We start from the raw sequence: 11,331 nt of genomic DNA on the forward strand, positions 1-11,331 counted from the left end.
TCCTATATCGATTTGTAGTGTTCCCTCCACAAACATATGCGCTAAAAAACAATATGACACAAAATGCATATTTGATTTTTAGTAAAGAAATCTCAACAGCCGAAGTAAATTCTAATATTCAATAAGATAGCCGTCATCAGTGTTGATTATCACCAATATAACTGTACAAATTTATGTGCTCGTTGAAGAAAAAATAAAACACGAAGAAATCGCGTTGTTTGCTATTCTGGAGGTATTTTCGGCAGAGCTGCACGCTTGATATTGTCACCAGTTATAAGCTTGAAAATATCGGTGAGCAACGAGTATGCAAAGCCTGCACTGGATAGCCAACCAATAACCAAACAAAAAGGGCTAGCAAAACAGCTAACCCTTCTCAGTTGAGAATTCATTTCGAACTCCCTATTTGTATTCAGCTTTCGATTATGCTGTTTTTTCATCCAAGTTTGCGTCTTGCTTGTCATCAAGAGCAAAGTAGATTTTCGACACAATCACTTCAGCAATCAGAATCGTAAATACCACAGCAAAGAAAGCAACAACACCATTCCAAGGGCCAGTAAAGCTTACCTTGTCACCGAACAATAAGTTAATCGCTTCTAGCATGACAAACTTCGAGCCCACCAAGATAATGTAAGTGGTAATAGCTCGGTAAACCTTAGGAGCCGTACCCGGCTTGCTTTTAAAGTGCTCAGCAATCTTATGTTCTAAGCCAATAGAAAGTTTCAATAGTAACTGAAGCAACAACGCCGCTATCAAAGAGATAGTGAAAGATTCGATATTCACAAAGTCCCAGTACTCATCAAAGAAGTTAAGAACCACTAGGTCCACCAGCACTGCTAACGTGTAACCAACAAATAGACGTTGTGGTGTATTGAATCCGTAAACTTTGTCTGAATTAGTCATGTTGTCTCTCTTTAATTTGATAAGTAGCCTCGATTTGAAATACATCTTAGCGTTCGAATCAGAACAAAACTTACCATTTGATGACACCATCCCCTTTCCATTCAAAATTGTTAACCTTTATTGATTGATTATTTTCTGTACCAATAATTCTCTTCCCTCTATACAGCAATACTGGAAAATATAGAAAAGCACCAAAAGATAAGTCTCGTCACTGCTTGTCATCAAATGGCAATTTTTCATAGGCGTCACCTCATAAGATGACTCCATCAGCGACAAACACTCATTTGAAAAAGGTGCAGACTATGAAAAAGCTAATCACTAACGCGAACGTATTTAACGGTGTTGATAACAACCTAATCGAGAACGTATCTATTCTTATTGAAGACAACTTGATCACTCAAATTGGCGAGGTTGACGCTACGTTAGCCGATGAAATTATTGATGCTCAAGGTGGCACAGTAATGCCTGGCTTGATTGACGCCCACGTACATATCACGCTATCTGCGCCTTTCAATGTGATTGATACTATGACACGTGAAGAAGTCGCAATTCGCTCAGCGAAGATTTCAGAAGAGATGCTAATGCGCGGTTTTACCACTATTCGCGATGTAGCAGGTAACACCCTTGGCCTTAAGAAAAGTATCGATAACGGCTACGCGACTGGCCCACGTATTCTCCCTTCAATGGCAGCAATTTCACAAACCAGCGGTCACTCAGATTACCGCCAAAACCAAGCTCAAGAACGTTTAGCGAACGGACACGAAGACTCGCCAATGATGAAGCTAGGTGCGATGCGAGTAGCTGATGGCCGTTCAGAAGTATTGAAAGCCGTGCGTGAACAACTGTTTATGGGTGCGTCACAAATCAAGATCATGGCCGGTGGCGGTGCATCATCGACCTTCGACCCGCTAGACACATTGCAATTTACTTCCGACGAAATGGAAGCCGCAGTACAAGCCGCTTCAGATTACGGTACGTATGTTGCCGCTCACATCCACACCTCTGATGCGATGCGTCGAGCAGCCGAAGCAGGCGTGATGTCTTTCGAGCACGCTACTATCATGGATGACGAGATCGCCGAGATCATCAAAGAAAAAGGTATTTGGGTGATCCCGTCTTACTTCACCTCTTCATTGATTGCAGAGCGTAAGATCCCACTGCCAAACGAAGAGACATATCGCAAAACAGAGCGTGTGGGTAAAGCCATGTTCAAGTCGGCAGAACTGATTAAGAAATACGACATCCAAAACATCGCATTTGGTACTGACTGTGTGGGCGAAACAGATGTGCATGCGACCCAACTGAATGAGCTTGGTGCGATTGAGCAAGTATTCGATACCATCACTGCACTTCGCATGGCGACGTCAAACTGTGGGCGACTATTCGAAATGTCGACATACCAACACCCGTACCAAGAAGGCAAACTTGGTCAAGTGGTTGAAGGCGCTTACGCTGACCTACTGATCATCGACGGTAACCCACTAGAAGGCGTGGCATGTGTGGCTAACACAGAGACACAAAAACTGATCATGAAAGACGGCAAGGTGTATAAAAACACGCTTTAGTGTTCAATATACTCACTAAGTAATGAAACCTCTCAGGCAAGCAAGCGAACTTTATAGTCGCTTGCTTGCCTTTTTATTAAGCGCTGTTTTATTGCTACTATTAAACACAGGTTATTGATTTATGGATAAATCGGGGTGGGATAAGGATGGCATTAGAATGAGAACTGTACTGAATACACGTCTATTTTCATTGCTAAAGGTGATAACCTCGCTGCGATTCGTCTTGGTATTGCTAACCAGTTTAGTGCTGTTCGGATGCAGTAACTTTCGAAACTTATCCCATGAGATAGATGCAATTGACTCCATTACCGACCAATACCAACTGGTTTTGAGCCAACCCGCATCAGATTCAGCCGTCGTGATTCTACAAATCAAAGACATCAATCAAAGCGAAGTGGATGGCTACGATGGAATCATCAACAGTGACCGTATCCACTTGCAGCTATCGAATAACATTCATTACCTACTTGTCTTTGAAGATAAGAACCAAGACTTAACCCTACAAGCTAACGAAGCGTTCAGCGTTATTAATCTTAGTGACTACCAAGACAATTCCAGCATCAAAGTCTCACTAGAAGTGAATGAGAACGAAGCCCCGAGCGCCTTTGTTGATCGTTCACTTTCTTCACTATTAAAAATCGAGTTGGATTTGGTGGATATCGGCGCAGTTGTGAGCCTTGAAGATCCCCCCTTTGAAAGAAAAAACGCCAAACTCGGGATGTGGCAACCACTGACATTCCTGCTCGAGCATAATGCTGGGCTCTACTTTTTATCAGAGTACGACCCTAACAAAATACCTATCTTGTTTGTGCATGGCATTAACGCAACTGCGTTAGATTTTGCTCCACTGATCGAAAAAGTCGACCAATCTAAATATCAAATATGGGTGTTTAACTATCCTTCCGGTTTGTCTTTGGCTTTGAACTCCAAAGGTCTGAACAACTTAATGCACACCGTCGTCACTCAATACAAGATTCAACAATTACACGTGGTGGCGCACAGCATGGGCGGGCTTATCGTTGCCAATAGTATTCGTCAGTGTCGTATCGGACAGTTATGTGATTTTGTCAGTAGCATGACCACCATCTCCTCCCCATTCGGTGGTGTTGCTTCAGCTAAGCAAGGTATAGAGTACTCCCCAGTGGTAATGCCAGCCTGGGTCGATTTAAATCCAGAAGGCAAATTTATCGCTGACCTGTTTTCTGATAACGATAAAAACCACACCCCACACTTTTTAGCGTTTGGCTATAACTCGGGGGAGCTGTTCAATACCAAAAGTAACGATGGTGTCATTAACCTCTCCAGCCAGTTATCGCGCCCTGCCCAACTCCACGCATCACAAATCCTCGGCTACAACGAAAACCATTTGAGCATCTTAGATAACGATGACCTGTTTGAAGACCTGTCCGAGTTTTGGTTAAGAGCTGAAGGAGCACATTGATTTACCTTCAGGCGCATCATCGAATTGTGATCCATTTGCGTCGGTCGCCTATCGTTTTGACTTTCCTTCCCTGCTGACTAAAACTCCTCAAATAATTGCTTTACCGAGGATCTTAAAAGATCTTGCAGGACACAGTAATGTTGTATATTATCCGCCCACAAATTACAGACCGGATAGTCGGTCTGTAAATAAATTGAGTAATTCCCATGGACAAAAAGCAGCAAGCAATCCAAGCCGCGATTGGATTATTCGCGACACAAGGCTTTGAAAAAACGTCTATCGCACAGGTATGTGAAACGGCGAAAGTATCGAAGGGTTTAGTGTTTCATCATTTCAAAAATAAAGATGACCTACTGCGACAAGTATTTGTACGTATGGCAGAGATCATCAATGAAGTCGGTGAAAACTCTGATTTATCGAGTGAAGGAATGTCAGCTAAAGAGAGGTTTATTAACCTTATCGAACACATCTTTTTGTCTATGGCGGATCCACAACAAAAACAGTTTTATCAGCTTGATTACCAAGTGAAATGTCAGCCTTCAACCCGGTTGATATTGCAAGACCTATTGGACGAGCGCTACCAACTGATGGTGCGCTCGTTTGAAGTCATTTTGTGTGACATTCCAAATGCTAACAGCATTGTTGATAGTCACATGTTGATTGCCGATATCGATGGTATCGCGCTCAATTACTTGTTCTCGGATGGTGATTACCCGTTAGAACAAATTAAACAACGCTTCATAGCTAAGTACTTACTGCTGCTGAATTTATAAGTACCTCGCTTAAAAGCTCTATAGACGTAGCTGGCTCTTTGACGCAACTCTCTACCGAAGAGCGCAAGCAACAAATAATTTAAGTTAGGAACATTCAAATGAAAACACCTTATGAAATTCAGTACCAAGCTTTCGCTGCTGCAGGCGGGCTTTACGACGAACGCCATGCAAAACTGTACGCAGAATTTGCCGACGATCTTATTGCCGACGGCAGTTTTTCTATCGTGCATGAAGGCGTAGCACACGCATGCTACACACCAATCACAATAGACGCAGCGCCACACCTGAAGTGTTATGTACTTGCACCTTTAGCGGTATTACCAAAATACCAAGGTAAAGGCTATGCGACTCGATTGATGGAAGAAGCCGAGAAACAACTCGACGCTGACGTTATCTTCGTGATGGGCGAACCGTTCCACTATGGAAATCGCTACAACACTCCACATAATGTGCTCCCACCAGTAAAAACACTTGCACCTTTAGAGTGCTGGTTCGCTAAAGCACTTACCCCTGGCGCATTAGACGGCGTGGGTGAATCGACTTCAAGCATCTCTGGCCCTTACGCAAGTGAGCAAATGTGGGGACACCCAAGCGAGCAAGTTTAAGATAAATCAGATAAGAAAAATGGAACGCTCAGGCGTTCCATTTTTGTTTTGGTGGAGCACAACTCGTGTCCGAGTTGAGAGCGTTGATATCGCATACGTTCAAGCTGATTTCGAACCCCCTCCCCCTCCAATTAAGTTCATCCACCTCTTTAGATCTGCGACCGAGGGGGAGAATCTTCTTTGTCGCTGAATGCATATCTAAGCATATAACGATCTGTATTCTATTCCTCCCCTTTTCACGAACCACAATGGATCGAAGATGCTGATTAAGGGGAGGCTAGGAGGGGATTTAGTTATGAGCTAACACGGATTTGCCCCATTCCTTGTCGGCGAGATTTTTGACCGATAACTCCTGTCAGAATTTGCCCTACATTTCCTAATGCTTAGCGAGAAGAAGGTCATGCTCGCGATTGGACAAAATTGATAACTACACTTATTTAACTATTTATTTTATATATGCATACCTATTCAATGAGCTATATAAGCCCCTTTACCTTTACAACTCAAATCATGTAACTGATAACAAATGTTATCGTTCTACTTCGTCTGCTTAGCTTATGCTTCTTTAATGTATTGAACGATAATCACCAAATTCTCCTGGAGGATAAATGAGTAAAAATATAATTGGCTTAGATGAGAAAAGATCTCTTGAGCTTGTAGATCAGCTGAATGTGCTATTGGCGGAATATCAGGTTTTGTATATGAATGTTCGTGGTTATCACTGGAACATCAAAGGTAGAGCCTTTTTTGAGCTACATGCTAAGTTTGAAGAAATATATAACGACCTTGTTATTAAAATTGATGAGATTGCAGAGCGAATTCTTACCTTAGGAGGCAAGCCGGTTCATAACTACTCACAATACCTAGAGTTGTCGGACCTATCAGAAGCCATTGATATTAACGATGGTAATGAGGCGATAAAGCAAATTCTTCAGTCATATAGAGTGCTATTAATCAAACAAAGAGACATCTTGTCCAATGCTACTGATCTGAATGATGAAGGTACCGCAGCTCTGATGGGGGGCTACATTAGTCAACAAGAAAAAGAAACCTGGATGATGAACGCTTATCTTCAATAGAGAGCTCATAAAGGGCATGTTAATGCATTGCCCTCTTTTCTATCAGAAAGCAAACGTCTAACGGTATTGATTCCTATAATCAAGAAGTGATAGTACTAATTAAAAGGTAGCTACTATGGAGAATATGGAGCTCTTGTGGGAAATATTTTCACCTTATACCCAGAAAGTGGAGCTAAAAAAGAAAGAAATAATCCTTAGGGAAGGAGTCGTTAGCGATTCTATCTTTTATGTTGAAAGTGGTTGTTTGCGATCCTGGTTTAATAAAGATGGCAATGATGTTTCATTTCAGTTCTTCCTTGAAGGGACGGTTGTAGCGTCATTTGAAAGCCTGTGGTTTGGTGATCCTAGTCCTTATAATATTGAGAGTGTTCTTCCTACTACTTTGTCGGTCATCCCAATAAGTGTATTTAACGCTAAGTTGGAAGAGTCCTCGGAGTTGAAAGAGATTATATTCAAGCATCTATGTCACAGAGTCCGTCATTACCAAAGGTTGTTTTTATCGCGTATCAAAGACAGCCCCCAAGAAAGATATGAAGACTTAATAAGGAATAATCCTGAAATCATAAGACAGATTCCTCAGCACTATATTGCCTCATATTTGGGTGTAACCTCTGTCTCACTTAGTCGGATTCGCTGTCGAAAATAAAACACTAGGTATATGCTAAGGCCAAATTGGCGTGCAAGAATGTGTCATTCAATCAACGGCCTTGGTCTATCTCTACATGACTTCTCAAGTCCCATATGTACACTGGAGCGGAGGCAGCACAGTCATTACACACAATCGTTTCTTCAGGAATATCACTCCCCCATACGGGTACTCTTGATTCCTTCGATAACAAAGTGCTTCCACAAAACGGACAGTTTTTTATGGGGGTTTTAGTTTCAGGCATGTAACCTCTAACAAACAGCGATACTTAGAGTTCTGCGAACTTGGTTTGTATGCTTGACAACCATTGCTGTCTCTTGTTGTTGGAGACACCCTTCACGTTAGTCAAGTTTATCCATTCTCTTTTCTTAACACCTATTTTCCAGAAAGTCCCCATAAGCAGGGCCTTTTTAATTGCATTGCCAAACAGTAACTTATATGCAATCGAAGGTGTATTCATGGTTGTGATCATAGTTACACCCTTTAACTTAGTTAAAGTGCAGCTCATACCTGTACCCCCACCACTATATTCATAGGCAATACCAGGGAAAACTAACTTGTCGATGAAGCCTTTCATGAGGGCTGGCATTAGCTCCCACCAAATAGGAAAAACAAAAACAATGTGTTCTGCTCGCTCTATGCGTTGTTTGTACTCAAGTACTTGTGGGTCAAGCAACTTATATGCTTTGTCTGGCTCATTACGTGCGATAGCAAAAGCCTGAAGATCCTTACTGCGCATCACAGGGTCAAAGTTATCATTATCGAGATGTATAAGGTCAAACTCATGTTTGGCTTCTTCCAGACCTTCTTTTATTGAATCAAGAATAGAGTTGCAGTAGCTACGTTCGTATGGATGGTTAAACACGACTAATACACGCATAAGATATTTACCTTTAATGAGAAGATAACTCATTGTAGGAAGTAGCGAACATTTTTGACGATAACATATGTTATCAAAACACAGTTAATTGACACCAAAGATAAAAATGTCATTTCCATCCTTCAATACCTATTTACTCGGACGAACATCTAGCATTGATAACATATGTTATCGTCTTTTTTGATTTAGCAACCCTATAGTTGGATATGAAGCATAGTTGTCAAACTATATAGCCTTATGTCTTTAAAACTAAAGGGAAAACATAATGAATAATAAGCTAACCTCTACCAACGGAAGCCCTATTGCAGATAATCAAAATGTACAAACAGCCGGTGCTCGAGGCCCTATGCTACTTCAGGATGCATGGTTTTTGGAAAAGCTCGCGCACTTTGACAGAGAAGTGATTCCGGAGCGCAGAATGCACGCAAAAGGTTCTGGTGCTTACGGGACATTTACCGTCACACATGACATAACGAAGTACACAAAAGCGGATGTATTCTCGAGTGTTGGAAAAAAAACTGATCTGTTTGTACGCTTTTCAACGGTTGCTGGTGAGCGAGGAGCGGCAGATGCTGAGCGTGATATCCGTGGGTTTGCACTAAAATTCTATACTGATGAAGGAAACTGGGATCTGGTGGGGAATAACACTCCGGTGTTCTTTCTACGCGACCCTCTTAAGTTTCCCGATCTAAATCATGCGGTCAAGCGCGATCCAAGAACAAATATGCGCTGTGCGGACTCTAATTGGGATTTTTGGACAAAACTTCCTGAGGCTTTACATCAAATTACGATTCTAATGAGTGAACGTGGTATTCCTCGCACCTACCGCCATATGCATGGGTTTGGCAGTCATACATTCAGTTTTATAAACGCTGATAATGAGCGGTATTGGGTTAAGTTTCACTTGAAAACCCAGCAGGGTATCGAAAACCTCACCGATCAGGAAGCAGAAGAACTTATCGGCAAGAATCGTGAAAGTCATCAGCAAGATCTGTACGAATCCATTGAGAACCGAAACTTTCCAAAGTGGGATTTGAAGGTGCAGATAATGCCGGAAAGTGATGCCGATAACTATCGTTTCCACCCATTCGATTTGAGCAAAGTTTGGCCACAAGAAGATTACCCTCTTCTTGATGTTGGTGTTATCGAGCTCAATCGAAACCCTGAAAACTACTTTGCCGAAGTTGAACAAGCCGCATTTAATCCGGCAAACGTTGTACCGGGTATAGGTTTCTCTCCAGATAAAATGTTACAAGGACGACTGTTCTCGTATGGAGATACGCAACGATACCGTTTGGGAGTAAACCACGCTTTTATCCCAGTGAATCAACCCCGCTGCTCGGTGAACTCATACCATCGTGATGGCGCTATGCGAGTGGATGGTAATTATGGCAGTACAAAGGCATACGAGCCTAATAGTTATGGGTTATGGCAAGAGCAGCCAGAGGCTAAGGAACCACCTCTAGAGCTACATTCAAATGCAACTCAATGGGACTATCGTGAGGATGATAGTGACTACTTCACCCAACCTCGAAACCTGTTCAACTTAATGACAAAAGAACAGCAAAATACGCTATTCGAAAACACAGCGCGAAGTATAGGTAGTGCCTCTGTAGAGGTACAACGTCGCCATATCTGCAATTGCTATAAGGCTCACCCGGAATATGGTGAAGGGATCGCTAAAGCTCTAGGGCTTTTTGTAGAAGAGTAACCCTTCTCAGTAATACGCCGGCCAAAGTATATGGCCGGCCTCTCAAAATTATCTACACAGAGTCGCAATCATCCTATGAGTAATAAATGGTCCAACTATAAAAATACCTATCGAAGCAACTCAGATATCTTTGATTGTGCCCGAAGCGGTGATTTACCAGGTCTCGTTCGCATTATATCTGAGCGTCCTGAAATGGATTTGAATGAAAAAAATCATCGAGGATATTCCGCGCTAATGCTCGCAGTTTATTACGGAGAGAAGGATTTTTGTGAAGCACTATTAAGGTGCGGTGCTGATGTTAACTCTACCGATACAAAAAGGAATACTCCATTGATGGCTTCCGCGTTCAAAGGGCAATTGGAAATATTTAAACTTCTTGTCAAATTCAATGCTTCAGTAACGAGTGAAAATCACGCAGGCATGACGGCTAGGGAGTGGGCGCTAGTTTTTAAAAGAGCAGAAATCGTGACCTATATTGATGAAATACTGCCATCAGTGGCAAAGCAAACAAGACAAGGAAGTATAAAGAAAATCCTTAAGCTTGGTGGGTTATCACTGCTTAACCTCTTGCACTTGAGGTCATGATTGTGATTGTTCAAAAAAAAAAGAGGTAGACGAAGCCGAGAGGTTATATTAAAAACAAAACACCACATAGCATATGTAGCGATGGATCTTTTTTATGAGTATGGCTATGAAAATGTGACTGTTAGAGCTATTGGCCGCCATGCAGATGTGACACACAGGCTAGTTTTTCACCATTTTGGGAATAAAGAAAGTCTTTGGTTACATGTTAGTCAGCATCTGATGAACTTCGCATCTCGATATGCCAGAAGTTTGATGTCAACTTTAGATGAGACTAAATCGGATAACATACTCCTTTACCAATTTTGCACAAAGTACTATGCCTTGATGCTACACAATCCAAAACCTCTGACGTTTTTTATGGATGGAGTAAGACACACTTCCTTATTATCTGAAAATGCTCAAATTGTAAATGAGCATATTCCGAAACGACTCTTCGCGCTAGTGGAAGCAGTGAATAAAACTGATTATGGCGTCAAACACTCTTTAGGCAAACTTGCCTGGAAGTTGATAGCATCAGCGCATTCGCCAATTTACAGGCAATTCATTTTGAACGAAGAAAAGAACAAAGAACTTTCACACAACCAGTGGTTGCGTGAGCAGTGGCAAGTTATCAATAAACAATTAGCATTTGAGTTTGCTATTCCAGAAGAGGAAAAGTTAACGCCCACTTGTTTTGATGAACTACTTCTAAATGAGCAAATTGAGTTGATATCGAAGGAGGCATATTAAGAAATACCTTTGTTGGTCTTGTACCCGTACATTCTTGGAAAGATCTAGAGATAACGAGTATACGGGAATTTTAAACTATAACGATACAATTGAACTATGAGCTAAGTTTACCTGAATAGCTCCTTGTAGGTAAAAGGAAAGTGAGTTCGATATATCGAATCCATTGTTCCTGATCTGCTCCAGCCAGACTGGACACTTCATTAAGCGACATTTTGTTGTTCAAAGTTAACTGGGCTTAGATACCCAAGAGCACTGTGCCTTCTCGTTCGATTATAATCAACCTCTATGTACTCGAAGATCGTTTGGCGCATCTGCTCTCTCGTCATAATCGGCTCATATTGGATCGCTTCCACTTTCATAGAATGGAAGAAACTCTCAACACAAGCATTGTCCCAGCAGTTTCCTTTCCTACTCATA

General features: G+C 41.8%; 13 protein-coding genes. 9 read left to right on the forward strand and 4 right to left on the reverse strand.

What is annotated here, in order from left to right:
• Positions 1-221: 221 nt before the first annotated feature.
• Both L1D55_RS12670 and L1D55_RS12675 read right to left on the reverse strand, forming a co-directional pair.
• Positions 222-389, reverse strand: coding sequence for a hypothetical protein (locus L1D55_RS12670; protein ID WP_239917651.1), 168 nt, complete (start codon positions 387-389; stop codon positions 222-224).
• A gap of 31 nt (positions 390-420) precedes the next feature.
• Positions 421-900, reverse strand: a complete 480-nt coding sequence (locus L1D55_RS12675) for a hypothetical protein (protein ID WP_116870606.1) — start codon at positions 898-900, stop codon at positions 421-423.
• A gap of 302 nt (positions 901-1,202) precedes the next feature.
• Between L1D55_RS12675 and L1D55_RS12680 the strand changes: the two genes are divergently transcribed.
• The 6 genes from L1D55_RS12680 to L1D55_RS12705 all read left to right on the forward strand — a co-directional run bounded on the left by L1D55_RS12680 (position 1,203) and on the right by L1D55_RS12705 (position 7,009).
• The gene (locus tag L1D55_RS12680; protein WP_239917652.1) at positions 1,203-2,465 is read left to right on the forward strand and encodes an amidohydrolase family protein; all 1,263 of its coding nucleotides are present in this window, start codon (positions 1,203-1,205) and stop codon (positions 2,463-2,465) included.
• A 190-nt stretch (positions 2,466-2,655) separates the two neighbouring features.
• Positions 2,656-3,906: an alpha/beta fold hydrolase gene (locus L1D55_RS12685; protein WP_239917662.1), complete on the forward strand. Its 1,251-nt coding sequence runs from the start codon at positions 2,656-2,658 to the stop codon at positions 3,904-3,906.
• Positions 3,907-4,112: 206 nt separating this feature from the next.
• Complete coding sequence (locus L1D55_RS12690) at positions 4,113-4,679, forward strand: TetR/AcrR family transcriptional regulator (RefSeq protein WP_239917653.1); 567 nt, start codon at positions 4,113-4,115, stop codon at positions 4,677-4,679.
• A 98-nt stretch (positions 4,680-4,777) separates the two neighbouring features.
• Positions 4,778-5,284 carry a GNAT family N-acetyltransferase gene (locus L1D55_RS12695; protein ID WP_239917654.1) on the forward strand — a complete coding sequence of 169 codons (507 nt, stop codon included), beginning with the start codon at positions 4,778-4,780 and terminating at the stop codon, positions 5,282-5,284.
• A 608-nt stretch (positions 5,285-5,892) separates the two neighbouring features.
• The gene (locus L1D55_RS12700; protein ID WP_239917655.1) at positions 5,893-6,363 is read left to right on the forward strand and encodes a Dps family protein; all 471 of its coding nucleotides are present in this window, start codon (positions 5,893-5,895) and stop codon (positions 6,361-6,363) included.
• Between the two features lie 115 nt (positions 6,364-6,478).
• Positions 6,479-7,009, forward strand: coding sequence for a Crp/Fnr family transcriptional regulator (locus tag L1D55_RS12705; RefSeq protein ID WP_239917656.1), 531 nt, complete (start codon positions 6,479-6,481; stop codon positions 7,007-7,009).
• A gap of 268 nt (positions 7,010-7,277) precedes the next feature.
• Here L1D55_RS12705 and L1D55_RS12710 read toward each other — a convergent pair whose 3' ends face one another.
• The gene (locus L1D55_RS12710; protein ID WP_239917657.1) at positions 7,278-7,889 is read right to left on the reverse strand and encodes an NAD(P)H-dependent oxidoreductase; all 612 of its coding nucleotides are present in this window, start codon (positions 7,887-7,889) and stop codon (positions 7,278-7,280) included.
• A 265-nt stretch (positions 7,890-8,154) separates the two neighbouring features.
• On the opposite strand from L1D55_RS12710, the gene L1D55_RS12715 reads away from it, so the two are divergent.
• The 3 genes from L1D55_RS12715 (at position 8,155) to L1D55_RS12725 (ending at position 10,914) form a co-directional block, all read left to right on the forward strand.
• A complete protein-coding gene (locus L1D55_RS12715) occupies positions 8,155-9,600 on the forward strand; it encodes a catalase (protein WP_239917658.1) in 1,446 nt (481 codons plus the stop codon).
• 75 nt (positions 9,601-9,675) lie between these two features.
• Positions 9,676-10,185 carry an ankyrin repeat domain-containing protein gene (locus L1D55_RS12720; protein WP_239917659.1) on the forward strand — a complete coding sequence of 170 codons (510 nt, stop codon included), beginning with the start codon at positions 9,676-9,678 and terminating at the stop codon, positions 10,183-10,185.
• Positions 10,186-10,266: 81 nt separating this feature from the next.
• A complete protein-coding gene (locus tag L1D55_RS12725) occupies positions 10,267-10,914 on the forward strand; it encodes a TetR/AcrR family transcriptional regulator (protein WP_239917660.1) in 648 nt (215 codons plus the stop codon).
• Positions 10,915-11,114: 200 nt separating this feature from the next.
• Here L1D55_RS12725 and L1D55_RS12730 read toward each other — a convergent pair.
• The coding region (locus L1D55_RS12730; protein WP_239915817.1) for an IS3 family transposase at positions 11,115-11,331 on the reverse strand (217 nt) is incomplete at its 5' end.

The sequence above is a fragment of the Vibrio sp. Isolate22 genome, from assembly GCF_022398115.1.
GTDB lineage: Bacteria > Pseudomonadota > Gammaproteobacteria > Enterobacterales > Vibrionaceae > Vibrio.

Bases quoted from the DNA above. Each gene is read 5' to 3' on its own strand.
- L1D55_RS12675 (WP_116870606.1), bottom strand. From the start codon at position 900: ATGACTAATTCAGACAAAGTTTACGGATTCAATACACCACAACGTCTA.
- L1D55_RS12680 (WP_239917652.1), top strand. From the start codon at position 1,203: ATGAAAAAGCTAATCACTAACGCGAACGTATTTAACGGTGTTGATAAC.
- L1D55_RS12670 (WP_239917651.1), bottom strand. From the start codon at position 389: ATGAATTCTCAACTGAGAAGGGTTAGCTGTTTTGCTAGCCCTTTTTGT.
- L1D55_RS12705 (WP_239917656.1), top strand. From the start codon at position 6,479: ATGGAGAATATGGAGCTCTTGTGGGAAATATTTTCACCTTATACCCAG.
- L1D55_RS12695 (WP_239917654.1), top strand. From the start codon at position 4,778: ATGAAAACACCTTATGAAATTCAGTACCAAGCTTTCGCTGCTGCAGGC.
- L1D55_RS12720 (WP_239917659.1), top strand. From the start codon at position 9,676: ATGAGTAATAAATGGTCCAACTATAAAAATACCTATCGAAGCAACTCA.
- L1D55_RS12725 (WP_239917660.1), top strand. From the start codon at position 10,267: ATGGATCTTTTTTATGAGTATGGCTATGAAAATGTGACTGTTAGAGCT.
- L1D55_RS12690 (WP_239917653.1), top strand. From the start codon at position 4,113: ATGGACAAAAAGCAGCAAGCAATCCAAGCCGCGATTGGATTATTCGCG.
- L1D55_RS12710 (WP_239917657.1), bottom strand. From the start codon at position 7,889: ATGCGTGTATTAGTCGTGTTTAACCATCCATACGAACGTAGCTACTGC.
- L1D55_RS12715 (WP_239917658.1), top strand. From the start codon at position 8,155: ATGAATAATAAGCTAACCTCTACCAACGGAAGCCCTATTGCAGATAAT.
- L1D55_RS12700 (WP_239917655.1), top strand. From the start codon at position 5,893: ATGAGTAAAAATATAATTGGCTTAGATGAGAAAAGATCTCTTGAGCTT.